This is a genomic window from Brevibacterium sp. XM4083 (assembly GCF_006489205.2).
Classification (GTDB): Bacteria; Actinomycetota; Actinomycetes; order Actinomycetales; family Brevibacteriaceae; genus Brevibacterium.
On the sequence record NZ_VFYR02000004.1, the window covers coordinates 359,376 to 374,277 of the forward strand.

A 14,902-nucleotide genomic window follows, 5' to 3' on the forward strand; every position below is an offset into this window, starting at 1 on the left:
CGGAGACGCCTCAAGTCGCGTCCGGCAGGCGCTGCCTGGGCGACTCGCCGGCGGTGCCGAGATCGTGTCGGCCAGAAGTACTCGCGCGGTCGACAAGTTGTGGAGCATTTCGACTTTTCGCCATCATCCACTGTCAGCGCGAAACCTCTGACCGACAGAACGACTTTTCGCCCGCAGATTCACCTGCACCGAGGCGGCTCCGAGCCTGCGAAGCCCTCCCCCGAGACCGCGTCCTCAGAAGTCGATGTCGATGTGGGCGTCGCGGTCCCAGTCGACGGCCCAGCCGAGTTCGTCGAGGGCGAAGTCGAGGATGCCCGCGGTGAAGCCCCACACCTTGAAGACGCCGACGTCGAAGGCGGGGGTGGTCAGTGCGAGGTCGGGGCGGGAGAAGCTGCCGCGGTTGGCCGGGGCGACGAGGTCGGCGATGGCGACGCGGTAGACGGAGTACGACTCGGCTTCGTCCATGACGGCGACGACGCCGGGCACCGCCCAGTAGCCGATGACGGGGGTGACCTGGAACTTGCTCACGGGGATGTAGAGCGGCTCGAGCTGGCCGAGGACGTCGACGCTGGCGGGGACGATGCCGGCCTCCTCTTCGGCTTCGCGCAGGGCCGCGGCGATGAGCGAGTCGTCCTCGGGATCGCGTCCGCCTCCGGGGAAGGCGACCTGACCGGGGTGGTGGCGCAGCGTGCTCGCGCGCTGGAGGAGCACGAGGTCGACGTCGGAGACGCCCTTGTCCGCCAGGGCCGGGAGCACGTCGCGGCCGGCGGCGGTGCGGGGCTTCCCGCCGCGACCGAAGAGCATGAGGACTGCGGCGTCGCGGACGACGGCATCGCCGCGGGCCTTCGCCCGGCGCAGCCACAGCGGCGAACCCTGTGAGGCGGCGAGGCGGGTGAGCTGGTCGCGCAGCTCGGCGTCGGCCGGGTTGTCACTGCCTGCCGCCTCGGCGCCGGTCGACCCCGATCCCGTACGGTCGGCATCGTGGAGTCCGTGGAGGAAATCGCTCATGCCAAGGGCGCCATCTCGTACCGGAACATCTCACGGGCCTTCTCGGGGTCGAGTTCGCCGATGCCGAACGACGGGCACAGGGTCATGAGCGGGCACGCTCCGCACGCGGGTCTGCGGGAGTGGCAGATGCGACGGCCGTGGAAGATCACCCGGTGCGAGAGCAGGGTGAGGTCCTTGGTCTCGAAGAGTCCGGCGATGTCCTCTTCGGCTTTGACCGGGTCCGTCTCCGTCGTCCACCCGAACCGGCGCGCGAGGCGGCCCATATGGGTGTCGACGGTGATGCCCGGGGTGTCGAAGGCGTTGCCGAGGACGACGTTCGCCGTCTTCCGTCCGACGCCGGCGAGCTCGACGAGCTCCTCCATCGTCCGCGGCACCTCACCGTCGTACTTCTCGACGAGGTCGCCGGCGAGCTTGACGATGTTGCGGGCCTTCGCCCGGTAGAACCCTGTCGAATGGATGAGCTCCTCGACCTCGCCGAGGTTGGCCACCGCGAGCGCGTGCGCGTCGGGGAACGCGGCGAAGAGTCCCGGGGTGACCGAATTGACGCGGATGTCCGTCGTCTGGGCGGAGAGCACGGTGGCGATGAGGAGCTGGAACGGGGTCGCGAAGTCGAGTTCGACCTGGGCGTTGGGGTACACCTCGGCGAGGATCCGGTTGATCTTCCGGGCACGTCGCTTCTTCCCCAGCGGGGTCTCCTTCGCGAACTTCCGCGCACTCTTCTCTGCCACCGTCAACACGACTCACCATCCTAATCCGCGGGAATCGAAACCGCAGTTGTCCCGCTCACACATGAAGGGACCCAAGCGAGGCAGTCTCCAGGAAACGACAACACACCCTCATATTCCTCATTCATCCGCCCACACGCGCGCATTTGGTGGTATAGGTACCCTTGACCAGGTAGATTTATGTGTGGAGACCATCACAAGGAGGACATTGTGGATACAGAAGTTGTGCGGGGCGCAACACTTTTTGCCGGACTCGATGACGAATCGACGAGCGCGCTGATGAAGTTCATGAACCCGCGGAGCCTCCGCCGGGGCACCGTGCTCTTCCACGAAGGCGATGCCGGAGACGAGCTCTACATCGTGTCCACCGGAAAGCTCAAGATCGGCCGCGAGTCCTCCGACGGCCGCGAGAACCTGCTCTCCGTCGTCGGGCCGGGTGAGATCATCGGCGAGCTCAGCCTCTTCGATCCGGGCCCGCGCTCCTCCACCGTCACCGCGGTCTCCCAGTCCGAGCTGCTCAGCCTCAAGCACGAGGACCTCACGACGTGGCTCAAGGATCGTCCGCAGGCGGGACTCAACCTGCTCAAGGCGCTGGCCCAGCGACTGCGCCGGACGAACGAGACGGTCGGCGACCTCGTGTTCTCCGATGTTCCCGGTCGTGTCGCCAAGGCGCTGCTCGACCTCGCCGCACGCTTCTCGAAGCCGGCTCCCGACGGTGTGCTTGTCGCGCACGACCTCACGCAGGAGGAGCTCGCCCAGCTCGTCGGTGCCTCCCGTGAGACCGTGAACAAGGCCCTCGCCGACTTCGCCGCCCGTGGCTTCATCCGCCTCGAAGCGCGTTCGGTCGTCATCCTCGACATGGAGCGCATGCGCAACCGCGCCCGCTGATCACACCCCGCAGGCCCCTAACCGGCCTCCAGAGTGAGACGAACGCCCCGACAGCAGTCGGGGCGTTCGTCGTCCGTCCGATAAGTCCAGGTCTCTCGATGAGCGTCCTCGTCGCCCGCCGGCGGTCAGGCTACCGAGGCGGTCGTCCGCTGACCTCCTACGCGTCCTCGGCAGCGAGCTCACCGAGGTAGCTGAGCTGGGCGCGCACGATCTGCTCGGCGGCCCCGCGGACGCTGGGATCGACGTCGTGGTAGACGATGTCAGTGACCTCAGCCGCCGTCGTCGCACCCTGAGCGAGAGCGGCGCGGACTTGGCCGATGCGCTCCTGCCGGTGGGTGCGGTAGTGGTCGATCACCTCGGCGGGATTGTCGATCGTCGGTCCGTGCGCCGGTTCGATCCGGGTGTACGCACCGGCATCGAGAAGCGCACGGAGGCGATCGAGGCTGTCGAGATAGTCGCCGAGGGAGCCTTCCGGGTACGTGACGATCGTCGTCCCCTCCCCGAGGATCGTGTCGCCGCTGAAGAGTACGCCGTCGTAAATGATGCTGATGCTGTCGCTCGTGTGCCCCGGGGTCGCGACGACCTCGAGGACATCGGCAGGATCGCTGCCGAACGCGATCCGCTGCCCATCGCGCACCGGCGGGGTGTGCCGGGCGAATCGGTCGAGCACCGCATAGACGGGCACCTCGGGCGCCCATTCGTCGACGGACCCGAGCATATCGGAATGATCGGCGTGCTGGTGGGTGAGGACGATCGCGGTCAGTCTCCGGTCCCCCACCTCGGCGAGGATGGCCTCCCGGTGCTCCGCCAGCTCCGGTCCCGGGTCGATGACCACCGCCGAGGTGTCATCGGCCGAGGCGATGACGTACGTATTCGTCCCGGTCAGGGTCATCGGTGAGGGATTGTTCGCGCGGATCCTCATGTGTCCTCGTTCTCCTCGTCGACCACGGCGTCGTCGTCCTCGCCGCCCAGGCTCATGAGGCTCGGGCTCTCGTCCTTCTCGTCGTCGCCGACGGCCACCTCGTTGTCGCGCAGCGTTCCCTTGCGATGGAAGTCGCGGCGGGGCTGGATGATCAGCCGCCATTCCCCGTCCTCGTCGATGATCTCCGGACGCAGCGGGTGGATGTCGCGCACCTGCGCCATGGCGGCACCGACGCTGTGGACGGGCACGAGGCTCTCGACGATGAGGCGGGTGCTCGCACTGATCCGGTTCGGATCGTCGGCCGCATCGGCGAGGATCTCCTCGGGCCGCTGCCACCGCCCCGAGCTCTCGTTCGAGGTGAGGAAGTCGACCTCCTGACCGAACGGCACCGCGGCGAGGAAGTACGTCGTGTCGAAGCGGTGGAGCTGCGTGGCGGTGTTGATCCACCGCATCCACGGTTTGAGCAGATCCGGGCGCAGCTTGAGATCGCGCTCGCGCAGCACCTGCGTCCAGCCGATCTCATTCGACAGGAGCTTGTACCGGACGGACTGCCAGTCCGTCTGCGGCGAGGCGACGAGGTCATGGTCGACGTTCTCGGCGAGCATGACGCCGGTCGCCGCGAACGCAACCCGTGCGGCCGCCGAGAACTGCTGCAGCGCCCGCGACTTGTTCTCCAGCGCCAGCGTCCGCGCACAGCGCGTCGACTTCCACCCGGTCACCGGAACATTGCGCAGGTCGGTGGGCCGCAGCTCCCCCACCGGGTAGGCGAGCCGGTTGCGGTCCTCGACCCCGCGCACGTCGAGCTGGCGGGTCACGAACGTCTCGAGCCCCTCCCGGGTGTCCCGGACGAGGATGATCGCCGAGGCGGGACGCGGAGGCTCGGGAACGGGCCGCCGCCCCTCGGTGCGCCAGAGATCGAGCAGCCAGGTCAGCTCCGAGGAGACGGGCAGATTGCGTCCGCTAAGCGGCATCGTCCTCGACCTCGACGACGACCTCGACCTCGACGGGAGTGCCGAGGGGCAGGGTGTTGACGCCGACGGCGCTGCGCGCGTGCTGGCCCTTCTCGCCGAAGATCTCACCGTAGAGCTCGGAGACGCCGTTGATGACGGCCGGCTGCTGGGTGAAGTCGTCGGTCGAGTTGACGAAGCCGGTGACCTTGACGACGCGGACGATCCTGTCGAGATCCCCGATCACCGAGGCGATGGCCGCCAGGGCGTTGAGCCCGGCGATCCTGGCCAGCTGATAGCCGGTGTCGACGTCGACCTCGGCGCCGAGGTGGCCCGTCGTCGGCAGGGAGCCGTCGACGACCGGCAGCTGACCCGAGGTGTAGACGTAGTTGCCGGTGCGCAGCGCGGGGACGTAGACGCCGGCGGGGGCGGCGACCGTGGGCAGCTCAAGGTCGAGTTCGGCGATGCGGTCGAGCACTTTCGACATGGGTGGTCTCCTTCGACGAGGTGCGGTGGGTCAGGCCTTGGGGCGCTTGAGGTAGGCGACGAGTCCGTTGTTGTCCGGTCCGGGCACGACCTGCACGAGTTCGTAGCCGTCCTCACCCCACTGGTCGAGGATCTGCTTCGTCGCGTGGACGATTAGCGGAACGGTGGCGTATTCCCACTTGGTCATGGCTCTCCTTGCCTGGTTGTCGTCGCCCGGGTCGCCCGGGCGGGATCGGGCGTCGTCGGTGCCCGGAGGACCCGCGACGACGCCGCTCCCCACACTAGCGGAGATGCGCTGGGCGTGGGGCATCGCCGACACATGCGAAGCGGGGCGAGAGAGGCCGGGAGCTTCGTCCCCGCCGCCGTCGCCTCCGCCGCCGGTGTCTCCACCGCCGCCGCCTCCGCCGCCGGTGCCGCCTCCGCCACCGCCACCGCTCTGGGAGCCGCCGCCACCGCCACCGCCACCGGTGCCGCCGCCTCCGCCTCCGCTGCCGGTGCCTCCACCGCCGCCGTTCGAGCTGCCGCCGCTGCCGGATCCACCGCCGCTGCCGCCGCCCTGGAAGTACTTCGAGCTGGGCTTGGGGAACCCGGTGTTGCCCTTCGTGTACTTCACGGCCTTGCTCATGTACGACTGCCAGGTCTTACCGGAGATCGTCGCACCGTAGATCTGGCCGCGGACCTTGCCCTTGCTGTTCTTGCGCCAGTCGCGGGTACCGCTGGGGTCACCGGTCCACACGGCCGTCGACAGGGTCTTCGTGAAGCCGAGCAGCCAGGTGTGGCCGACCTCGAAGTTCGTCGTACCGGTCTTCGCGCCGGCCGGAACGCCGATGCCGAGGCTGCTCGTCGTGCCGCCGTTGAACGTCTGCGACAGCGCGTACGCGACGCCGCGGGCGACGTCCTTGTCGAGCACCTGCTTGCAACCCTCACCGGGGACGTCCATGTTCTTGCCGTTGCGGTCGGTGATCTCGAGGATCGGCTTCGGGCCGCAGAACTCTCCGTCGTTGGCGAACGTCGCGAACGCGGCCGCCATGGCGATCGGGGTCGTCTCCGTCGTTCCGAGGATCGACGAGGGCGAGAGCGCCTGGATGAAGCCGGCGTCGTCAGCCTGGTCCAGCGGTGCGCCGCTGCCGTAGCGGATGCCGAGATCCGTCGCGGTGTTCATGATCTCGCACATGTTGAGCTGGTTGCCGATCGCGGCGTAACCGGTGTTGACCGACTTCTTGGTCGCCTCGAGCACGGACATCGAGCCGTTGCCGCCGCCGTCACCGGCGTTGTTCGGATCCCAGTCGCCGCCCATCGCGGGGCAGCCGCTGTACTTCCACGAGCTCGCCGGGAAGTTGCGCTTCGTCGCATTCACCGTCGCGTTGAGGCTCTTGCCCTCCTTGAGCCATGTCGCGAGCACGAACGGCTTCCATGTCGATCCGACTTGGAACCCACCACCGCCGTTGTGCTTCTTGTCGACTGTGTAGTTGATGCTCGTCTTGGTGTTCTTGTCCTCTTCGCTGACCTCCCCGACCGTGTACTCACGGTTCTCGGCCATGGCGATGACCTCGCCGGTGCCGGGTTCGATCGTCACCAGCGCGTGGCCGGCACCCGAGGGGTCGCCGACGGGAACGCGCTTCTTGACCTCTTTGTCCGCGATCTTCTGGATGTCGGGGTTGAGGCTAGTCGTGATCGTCAGACCGCCGCGCTGGAGGAGCGCGAGCCGGTCTTCGACGGTCTCACCGAAGGATTCGTCGTTCTTGATGACGTTGGAGACGTAGTCGCAGAAGAACTCCGCGTTGTTCTCAGCGGCGGAACAGCCGTTCGGCGTCTCCTTGAGGTTGAGGTCGAGGCCCGTCTTGACCGCCTCGTCATACTCCGCCTGCGTGATGTGGCCGTACTTGAGCATCTGTCCGAGCACGACGTTGCGACGTTCGAGCACGGCGTCGGGGAATCGCTGCGGGTTGAACGCCGCAGGGTTCTGGACGATGCCGGCGAGCATCGCCGACTGCTGGATGTTGAGGTCCTTGGCGTCGATGCCCCAGTACCGATACGCGGCCGCCTGAACGCCGTAGACGTTCGGCGAGCCCGAGTAGTTGTTGATGTTGAGGTAGCGGTTGAGGATCTCCTGCTTGCTGTACTTGTTCTCGACCGCCACGGCGAGTTTGGCCTCACGGAGCTTGCGCGCGTAGCCGGCGGTGCCCTCCGACTCCTTCGCGGCGTCGATGCCTGCCTGGTTCGACTCCGCGTTGGCGTTCTCCGCCAGCACGTTCTTCACGTACTGCTGAGTCAGCGTCGATCCGCCCTGCGTCGTCGAGGAGACCATGTTGTGCACGGCCGCGCGGGCGATGCCCTCGAGGTCGATGCCGCCGTGGTCGAAGAACCGGTAGTCCTCGACGGAGATCGTCGCGTCCTGCATCGGCTGCGAGATCTCCTCGAGGGGAACCTCGACGCGGTTCTGCCAGTAGAAGTCGGCGATCTTCGAGCCGTCGGCGGCGAGCATCGTCGACTTCTCGCCGAGGTCGCGTTCCTCGAGGGTCGCGGGAAGGGCGTTGAAGATGTCGACCGCGCTATTCGCGCTGGCGGTGGCGACACCGACTCCGGGGATGGCAAGACCGGCGGCCACGATTCCAGCCACCGCGCTCACCGCGACGAACTGGAGGAAGGCCGCCATCTTGGTCGGTTCAGCATTTGACTCAGGAGACACCATGAAACCAAGTTTAACCAACCGCAGATGAGCGCTCACTCAAAGAACGGTGAAAACCCTAGGGGCGGGGCACCAGGGTGAGCAGTGCGACTTCCGGTGGTGAGGCGAAACGCACCGGTGAGAACGGTGAGAACCCGAGGCCGGCGGAGATCTCGACGATTGCATCACGATATGGGAACACTCCGCGTGCCCGTGTCCGATCGAGGTCGCAGTTCGTCACCGGCGCGCCCCAGAACGGCACCCGGATCTGACCGCCGTGAGTGTGTCCGGCCATGATGAGGTCGGCTCCCGCCGAGGCGAACGCCTCCAGGGTGCGGGAGTAGGGGGCGTGCGTGACGCCGATCGTCAGCTCCGCCGCAGGATCGAAGTGCGGGAAGACCAGCTCGCCGGCGGCGTCGAGGCGGATCCGGTCACGATCGATATGGGCATCGCCGAGCCCCGCGAAGCCGATGCGGGTCCCCCGGATCTCCAGCACCGCCTCGGCGTTGTCGAGGAACACCCACCCGCGGTCCTCGAACCCGCGGACCAGGGACCTGACGTCGAGGTCGGGTTCGGTGCGGTGCTTGACCTCCGAGGGCGAGCGCAGGTACTTCGCGGGATTCTTCGCCTGCGGGGAGAAGAAGTCGTTGGATCCGAGGACGAAGACGCCGGGGACATCGAGCAGGCCGTCGAAGACGTCGAGGACGGTCGGCACGATGTCGGCGGAGAGGTTGTCTCCGGTGTTGACGACGAGGTCGGGCTCGAGCCTCGTCAGACCCGCCACCCACGCGGCCCGATGCCTCTGCCACGAGGTGAGGTGGAGGTCGGCGACGTGGAGGATGCGGATCGGCTCGGCACCGGCCGGCAGCAGCGGCAGGGTGTGGCGGCGGACGGTGAAGAGGTGGGGTTCGATGCCCGCTCCCCAGATGCCGGCGGCCGCGGGGACGGCGAGGGCACCGGCGACAAGTGCGCGTTTCTTCATTCGCCCCAGTCTAGGCGGTCGCCGCAGGCTCAGCCGACGTCCGAGCTCGTCCCGCCCGAGCGACCCGGCGACGGTGCAGCGCGGTGAAGCGTCGGTGGCCGATGACCCGGCAGACGAGGTAGATGAGGAAGGAGATCGTCGTGACGAACGGGCTGATCGGGACCACGGGTGAGCCGAGGGCGATGAGGATGCCGCCCACCGAGGCGGTGACCGCGAAGATGACGCTGAGCACCGGCACCCACACCGGCGACGCCGAGACCTGGGTGGCCGCGGCGGCCGGAGTGATGAGGAGGGCGAGGACGAGGAGGACCCCGACGATCTGGACGCTCAGGGCCACGGCGAGGCCGAGGGTGAGCATGAAGACGATCGTGAGCACGGAGACGGGCACCCCCTTCGCCCGCGCGACCTCGGGGTCGAGGCTGGCGAAGAGGAGCGGGCGCCAGACGAACGCGAGGACGGCGAGGACGATGAGCGCACAGACGACGAGCGTGGTGATCTGGCCCGGGGTGATCGCGACGATCTGCCCGGTGAGCAGCCCGAACTTGCTCGCCGAGCGGCCGTCGTAGAGGGCGAGGAAGAGGATCGCCAGGCCGAGCCCGAAGGGCATGAGCACGCCGATGATCGCGTTCTTCTCCGAGGCTCTGGCCCCGCCGACGCCGATGATGAGGGCCGCGAGGATCGAACCGACGATCGACCCGGTGACGACGTCGAAGCCGACGAGGAGGGCGAACGCAGCGCCGGCGAAGGAGAGCTCGGAGATCCCGTGGACGGCGAAGGGGATGTCACGGGCCATGACGAAGACGCTGATGAGGCCGCCGACGACGCCGAGGAGGCCGGCGGCGATGAGCGAGTTGGCGAGCAGGGCGACGAGTTCGCCGTAGTCCTCGAAGGAGAACAGGCTGCCGAAGATCTCGGTGACGGTCATCGGTGCGCTCCTCGGCTCGCGCCGGCACCCGTATGTGCCGAAGCACCCGTGTCCGCGGTCTCGCCGCCGGCGTGGTGGCCGGGGTGGACGTGGTGGTCGATGCACTCGTCCTCGCCGCCGACGACGATGAGGCGCCCGCCGACGCGGACGACTTCGACGGGTGAGCCGTAGAGCCGGGTGAGCGATTCGGTGGTCATCACCTCGGCGGGGGTGCCGATGAGGAAATGCCCGCCGACGATGTAGAGGACGCGGTCGACGTACGGCAGGATCGGGTTGATCTCGTGGGTGACGAAGAGGACGGCGGCGTTGCGCGTCTCACGCTGTTCGTTGATGAGACCGGCGACGACCTGCTGATGGTGCATGTCGAGGGAGAGCAGGGGTTCGTCGCACAGGAGCACCGAGGGGTTGCTCGCCAGGGCCTGCGCGACGCGCAGCCGCTGCAGCTCTCCCCCGGACAGCGTGCCCGCCGGGGCGTCGGCGTAGGCGGTCGCGCCGACGGAGGCGAGGAGTTCGTCGACGTGCTTGCGCCGCTTCCGCGACGGCCATCCCGGCCCCCAGCGGTAGCCGTCGATGCCCATCCGCACGATGTCGCGCCCGCGCATCGGGGTGTGCGGGTCGATTCCCCGCTGCTGCGGGATGTAGCCGATCGCCGGGTTGCCCGCGTGGATCGGCCGGCCGTCGATCTCCGCGCTGCCGTGGTGGAGCTGATGTTCGCCGAGGAGGACCTTGAGCAGCGTCGTCTTCCCCGTCCCATTGGGGCCGAGGACGGCGAGGAACTCCCCCGGCGCGACCTCGAGGTTGAGGTCGTGCCAGAGCACCCGGTCGCCGAAGCGCAGCTCGGCATCGTGGAGTTCGATGACCGGGGCCTGTCTGACCTCCGCACCGTCCCCGCCGGAAGGCGGCGCGCCCGGTGCGGTGGCGATGCTCTGCGGCAGGGCGGCCGTGTTCGTCTCAGCGTTCATCAGTGATCGTGTCCTTCGAGTGCCTGGGAGATCGCGTCGATGCTCTCCCCGATCCAATCGGTGTACTGAACGCCTGCGGGCATCGTCTCGGCGAGGTCGACGACGGGGACGTCCGAGGATTCGGCTGTGGCCTTGAGCTGTTCGGCCTGCGGCCCCGCCGCCTGCGTGTTGTATCCGAGGAGGACCGCCTCCCGGGAGGAGATCTGCTCCTCGGCATCCTTGAGCACGAGCGGCGGCACATCATTGCCCTCCTCGACGGCGGCGAGGAACTCCGGACTCGTGATGTTGTCAAGCCCCATGTCGTCGAAGAGCCACAGCGGGACGGGTTCGGTCGTCGCGACCTTCTCGCCCCCGTGGTCGGTCCTGATCGCGTCGATCGTCGTCTCGAGTCCGCCGAGCTGCTCCTTGTAGGCCTCGGCGTTCGCGGCGATGTCGTCCTTGCGGTCCGGCAGGGCCTCGCCGAGGTGGACGGCGACGTCGTCGACGAGCCTGACCATCGTCGGCACCGAGTACCAGAGGTGTTCGTTGAACTCGCCGTGGTCGTGACCCTCATGGCCGGCCTCGCCGTGGTCGTGGCCCTCGTGGCTGTCGCCGTCGGCATCATGACCGTCGGCTTCGGTGTGCCCGGTGTGCTCGCCGCCCGCAGACTCATCCTCGCCGTCACCGTGGGAATGGGGCGCGCTGCTGACGTCCTCGGAGCCGGGCAGTCCGGAGATCGCGACGACGTCGATGATCTCCGGTGTCGCGTCGGAGGCCTCGAGCATGGTCGTCATGAAGCTGTCGTACCCGCCGCCGTTGATGACGACGAGGTCGGCCTTGGAGAGCTTGAGCCGGTCCCTGGTCGTCGCCTCATACGAGTGGGGATCCTGGTTGGGGTCGTCGATGATCGCGGTCACGCTCGCCGCATCGCCGGCGACCTGGGAGACGATGTCGGCGTAGACGTTCGTCGAGGTGACGATCGAGAGTTCGCTCGATCCGGTGGCCGAACCGCCTCCGCACCCGGCGAGCAGCAGGCCGCAGGAGAGCAGGATCGCCCCGCTGCGGAGGGGAAGACGGGACAAGCGCATGGCGGGCCTTTCGGTTGCAGGTGAGCGTTGCTGTCGCTCACACTACTCAGCCGAAGGGCCCGCCACTAATATAAATATTTATATATAGCAACCTGTTTATGCGTCAGCTCAGGTTGCCGCCTGCGCCCGTCGGGCGCTCTGCGCTCAGGCCGCCTGGGTCGCGAGCTTCTCGGCGAGGAGCGCCGCGATCTGCACGGTGTTGAGCGCCGCACCCTTGCGCAGGTTGTCGTTGGAGACGAAGAGCACGAGCCCCTTGCCCGCGGGAGCCGACTGGTCGGCGCGGATGCGCCCGACGTAGCTCGGGTCGTTCCCGGCCGCCTTGAGCGGGGTGGGCACCTCGTCGAGGACGACACCCGGCGCGCTGCCGAGGATCTCCGTGGCGCGTTCGGGGGTGATGTCCCCGTCGAATTCCGCGTGGATGCTCAGGCTGTGCCCGGTGAACACGGGAACGCGCACGCACGTGCCGGCGACGAGGAGGTCGGGAAGGTCGAGGATCTTCCGGCTCTCGTTGCGCAGCTTCTTCTCCTCGTCGGTCTCGAGCTCACCGTCGTCGACGATGCTGCCCGCCAGCGGCAGGACGTTGAAGGCGATGGGCTCGACGTAGTTGTTCGGCTCGGGAAGGTCGACGGCGCTGCCGTCGCGGGTGAGCTTGCGGGCATCGGCGACGCCGGCTTCGAGCTGACCGGCGAGCTCCTCGACACCGCTGAGACCTGAGCCGGACACCGCCTGGTAGGTCGCGACGATGAGGCGCTTGAGCCCCGCCTCGGCGTCGAGGGCCTTGAGCACGGGCATCGCGGCCATCGTCGTGCAGTTGGGGTTCGCGATGATCCCCTTGGGCACGGAATCGAGGGCGCCGGGGTTGACCTCGCTGACGACGAGGGGGACCTCGGGGTCCGAGCGCCACGCAGAGGAGTTGTCGACGACGATGACGCCGGCCGCAGCGAAGCGCTCGGCCTGCGCCCGGGAGGTCGCTCCGCCGGCGGAGAACAGGGCGATGTCGAGACCCGTCGGGTCCGCCTCGGCGGCGTCCTCGACGACGATCTCACGGCCCTGGAATTCGACGACCTTGCCGGCCGAGCGCGCCGAGGCGAAGAGGCGCAGGGTGTCGATCTCGAACCCGGGATCATCGGCGAGGAGGTCGAGCATGACCCCGCCCACCTGGCCGGTCGCTCCGACCACTCCGATTGAAACGCTCATCGTCCTGTCCCTCCGTAGACCACTGCTTCGTCTTCGTCACTGTCGAGTCCGTACGCCGCGTGTGCGGCGCGGACGGCGTCGTCGAGCAGGTCGGCCCTGGTGACGACGCTGATGCGGATCTCCGAGGTGGAGATCATGTCGATGTTGACCTGGGCGTCGCTGAGCGCTTCGAAGAGCGTCGCGGTCACACCCGGGTGGGAGCGCATGCCGGCGCCGACGACGGAGAGCTTGCCGATCTGGTCGTCGTAGCGGACCTGGTCGAAGCCGATCTTCGCCTTGGCGGCGTCGAGGGCCTCGATCGCCTTCGACCCGTCCGTCTTCGGCAGGGTGAAGGAGATGTCGGTCTTGCCGGGCTCCCGGGTGGAGATGTTCTGGACGATCATGTCGATGTCGATCTCCTGGCCGGCGATCGTCTTGAAGATCTCCGCCGCCTTGCCCGGGATGTCGGGTACGCCGACGATCGTGACCTTGGCCTCCGAGCGATCGTGGGCGACACCGGAGATGATTGCCTGTTCCATGGTGGACTCCGTTTCTGATTCCGCTGCCTTCGCACTGCGTGCCGGCAGAAATGCTTCGGGGACGGGCGAGTCGGTGACCCAGGTGCCCTGTTTGCGGGAGAACGACGAGCGGACGTGGACGGGCACGTCGTAGCGGCGAGCGTATTCGACGCAGCGGAGCATGAGGACCTTGGCCCCCGAGGCGGCCATCTCCATCATCTCCTCGAACCCGATCTCGTCGATCTTGCGCGCTGTCGAGACGATGCGCGGGTCGGCGGTGAAGACGCCGTCGACGTCGGTGTAGATCTCGCAGACATCGGCGCCGAGCGCGGCCGCGAGTGCGACTGCGGTCGTGTCCGAGCCGCCGCGGCCGAGCGTCGTGATGTTCTTCGCCGTCTGGCTCACTCCCTGGAAGCCCGCGACGATGGCGATGTTGCCGTCGTCGAGGGCGGAGCGGATGCGGCCGGGCGTGACGTCGATGATCCGCGCCTTGCCGAACTGCTCGTCGGTGATGACGCCGGCCTGCGAACCGGTGAAGGACTGGGCCTCGAAGCCGAGGTTGGCGATCGCCATCGCGAGCACGGCCATGGAGATCCGCTCACCGGCGGTGAGCAGCATGTCGAGTTCGCGGGCCGGCGGCAGCGGGGAGACCTGCTGGGCGAGGTCGATGAGGTCGTCCGTGCTGTCCCCCATCGCCGACACCACCACGACCACCTCGTGGCCGGCTTGCCGGTATTCGACGATGCGTTGGGCCACCCGTTTGACCGACTCGGCGTCGGCAACGGAGGACCCGCCAAACTTCTGGACGACAATGCTCACTGAAAGTCTCTTCCTGTTCGCGTGTGCGGACTGCGCCGGTCGATGCTCTCGCGGTGCCGATGCCCGCGATGATGCTCGTACGTGCAGGCGGCGTCGGCGAACCGGCGTCCCCACCATTGTAGGAGGTGGCTCCTGCCGCTCGTGGGGGTGCCCGTCATGCAGACAGTCATCTCACCTGTCGGGGTGACGGTTTCCGCGGCGGAATCTGCTCAGTCGATCTCGCGGCGGCCGGAGAACGCCCGGCCGAGGGTGACCTCGTCGGCGTACTCGAGGTCGCCGCCGACAGGAAGGCCGGAAGCCAGGCGGGTGACGGTGACACCGAGGGTGCCGAGCAGACGCACGAGGTAGGTCGCCGTCGCTTCGCCCTCGAGGTTCGGGTCGGTGGCGATGACGACCTCGTCGACCTCACTGTCCTGGAGGCGGGGCATGAGCTCCTTGATCCGCAGGTTGTCGGGCCCGATGCCCGCCATCGGATCGATCGCTCCGCCGAGGACGTGGTAGAGGCCCCGGTACTCGCGCGTGCGCTCGATGGCGACGACGTCCTTGGGCTCTTCGACAACACAGATCATCGTGCGATCGCGTCGCGGATCCTGGCAGACCGTGCACTCGGCCTCCTCGGAGACGTTGCCGCAGATCTCACAGAAGCGCACACGCTTCTTCACCGCGCTCAGCGCCTGGGCGAGCGCGTTCACATCTCCGGAGTCGGCTTGGAGGATGTGGAACGCCAGCCTCTGGGCCGACTTGGGCCCGATGCCCGGGAGCTTGCCGAATTCCTCGACCAGGTCCTGGAGGGCACCTTCATACACTGC

At 67.8% G+C, this 14,902-nt stretch carries 14 protein-coding genes; 1 reads left to right on the forward strand and 13 read right to left on the reverse strand.

The features are described from left to right. Positions 1-234: 234 nt before the first annotated feature. Positions 235-1,008: an NUDIX hydrolase gene (locus tag FJ887_RS14085; protein WP_140955492.1), complete on the reverse strand. Its 774-nt coding sequence runs from the start codon at positions 1,006-1,008 to the stop codon at positions 235-237. After that, positions 1,005-1,745: an endonuclease III gene (nth, locus tag FJ887_RS14090; RefSeq protein ID WP_181365654.1), complete on the reverse strand. Its 741-nt coding sequence runs from the start codon at positions 1,743-1,745 to the stop codon at positions 1,005-1,007. Before nth ends, FJ887_RS14085 begins: the two co-directional genes overlap by 4 nt. 198 nt (positions 1,746-1,943) lie before the next feature. Here nth and FJ887_RS14095 point away from each other — a divergent pair, with 198 nt between their 5' ends. Continuing rightward, positions 1,944-2,621, forward strand: a complete 678-nt coding sequence (locus FJ887_RS14095) for a Crp/Fnr family transcriptional regulator (RefSeq protein WP_137827074.1) — start codon at positions 1,944-1,946, stop codon at positions 2,619-2,621. Positions 2,622-2,778: 157 nt separating this feature from the next. On the opposite strand, the gene FJ887_RS14100 is transcribed toward FJ887_RS14095, so the two are convergent. The 11 genes from FJ887_RS14100 to recR all read right to left on the reverse strand — a co-directional run bounded on the left by FJ887_RS14100 (position 2,779) and on the right by recR (position 14,899). Next, positions 2,779-3,543, reverse strand: a complete 765-nt coding sequence (locus tag FJ887_RS14100) for an MBL fold metallo-hydrolase (protein ID WP_140955491.1) — start codon at positions 3,541-3,543, stop codon at positions 2,779-2,781. Continuing rightward, positions 3,540-4,514 carry an NUDIX hydrolase gene (locus tag FJ887_RS14105; RefSeq protein ID WP_140955490.1) on the reverse strand — a complete coding sequence of 325 codons (975 nt, stop codon included), beginning with the start codon at positions 4,512-4,514 and terminating at the stop codon, positions 3,540-3,542. Before FJ887_RS14105 ends, FJ887_RS14100 begins: the two co-directional genes overlap by 4 nt. Then, positions 4,504-4,977: a RidA family protein gene (locus FJ887_RS14110; RefSeq protein WP_140955489.1), complete on the reverse strand. Its 474-nt coding sequence runs from the start codon at positions 4,975-4,977 to the stop codon at positions 4,504-4,506. The genes FJ887_RS14105 and FJ887_RS14110 overlap by 11 nt, the downstream gene beginning before the upstream one ends. A 30-nt stretch (positions 4,978-5,007) precedes the next feature. Beyond that, entirely contained in the window at positions 5,008-7,668 is a 2,661-nt protein-coding gene (gene sp36 / locus FJ887_RS14115) for a Sp36 family protein (protein WP_250786253.1), read from the reverse strand. A 55-nt stretch (positions 7,669-7,723) separates the two neighbouring features. Further along, positions 7,724-8,626, reverse strand: coding sequence for a metallophosphoesterase (locus FJ887_RS14120; protein WP_140955488.1), 903 nt, complete (start codon positions 8,624-8,626; stop codon positions 7,724-7,726). Positions 8,627-8,636: 10 nt separating this feature from the next. Then, positions 8,637-9,551 carry a metal ABC transporter permease gene (locus FJ887_RS14125; protein WP_140955487.1) on the reverse strand — a complete coding sequence of 305 codons (915 nt, stop codon included), beginning with the start codon at positions 9,549-9,551 and terminating at the stop codon, positions 8,637-8,639. Continuing rightward, positions 9,548-10,513 (reverse strand): metal ABC transporter ATP-binding protein, encoded by a 966-nt coding sequence (locus tag FJ887_RS14130; RefSeq protein WP_249120905.1) that lies wholly within the window; start codon positions 10,511-10,513, stop codon positions 9,548-9,550. The genes FJ887_RS14125 and FJ887_RS14130 overlap by 4 nt, the downstream gene beginning before the upstream one ends. Next, the gene (locus FJ887_RS14135; protein ID WP_140955486.1) at positions 10,513-11,580 is read right to left on the reverse strand and encodes a metal ABC transporter solute-binding protein, Zn/Mn family; all 1,068 of its coding nucleotides are present in this window, start codon (positions 11,578-11,580) and stop codon (positions 10,513-10,515) included. The genes FJ887_RS14130 and FJ887_RS14135 overlap by 1 nt, the downstream gene beginning before the upstream one ends. 144 nt (positions 11,581-11,724) lie before the next feature. Next, entirely contained in the window at positions 11,725-12,777 is a 1,053-nt protein-coding gene (locus FJ887_RS14140) for an aspartate-semialdehyde dehydrogenase (RefSeq protein ID WP_140955485.1), read from the reverse strand. Next, on the reverse strand, positions 12,774-14,093 hold the full coding sequence (locus FJ887_RS14145; RefSeq protein ID WP_137825063.1) for an aspartate kinase: 1,320 nt from the start codon (positions 14,091-14,093) through the stop codon (positions 12,774-12,776). Before FJ887_RS14145 ends, FJ887_RS14140 begins: the two co-directional genes overlap by 4 nt. 209 nt (positions 14,094-14,302) lie before the next feature. Beyond that, positions 14,303-14,899, reverse strand: a complete 597-nt coding sequence (recR, locus tag FJ887_RS14150; RefSeq protein ID WP_137825126.1) for a recombination mediator RecR — start codon at positions 14,897-14,899, stop codon at positions 14,303-14,305. Positions 14,900-14,902 lie beyond the last annotated feature (3 nt).

What these genes read in the sequence shown, in the direction of transcription:
- FJ887_RS14085 (WP_140955492.1), bottom strand. Translation starts at nt 1,008, where the DNA reads ATGAGCGATTTCCTCCACGGACTCCACGATGCCGACCGTACGGGATCG.
- FJ887_RS14100 (WP_140955491.1), bottom strand. Translation starts at nt 3,543, where the DNA reads ATGAGGATCCGCGCGAACAATCCCTCACCGATGACCCTGACCGGGACG.
- FJ887_RS14105 (WP_140955490.1), bottom strand. Translation starts at nt 4,514, where the DNA reads ATGCCGCTTAGCGGACGCAATCTGCCCGTCTCCTCGGAGCTGACCTGG.
- FJ887_RS14110 (WP_140955489.1), bottom strand. Translation starts at nt 4,977, where the DNA reads ATGTCGAAAGTGCTCGACCGCATCGCCGAACTCGACCTTGAGCTGCCC.
- sp36 (WP_250786253.1), bottom strand. Translation starts at nt 7,668, where the DNA reads ATGGTGTCTCCTGAGTCAAATGCTGAACCGACCAAGATGGCGGCCTTC.
- FJ887_RS14120 (WP_140955488.1), bottom strand. Translation starts at nt 8,626, where the DNA reads ATGAAGAAACGCGCACTTGTCGCCGGTGCCCTCGCCGTCCCCGCGGCC.
- FJ887_RS14125 (WP_140955487.1), bottom strand. Translation starts at nt 9,551, where the DNA reads ATGACCGTCACCGAGATCTTCGGCAGCCTGTTCTCCTTCGAGGACTAC.
- FJ887_RS14130 (WP_249120905.1), bottom strand. Translation starts at nt 10,513, where the DNA reads ATGAACGCTGAGACGAACACGGCCGCCCTGCCGCAGAGCATCGCCACC.
- FJ887_RS14135 (WP_140955486.1), bottom strand. Translation starts at nt 11,580, where the DNA reads ATGCGCTTGTCCCGTCTTCCCCTCCGCAGCGGGGCGATCCTGCTCTCC.
- FJ887_RS14140 (WP_140955485.1), bottom strand. Translation starts at nt 12,777, where the DNA reads ATGAGCGTTTCAATCGGAGTGGTCGGAGCGACCGGCCAGGTGGGCGGG.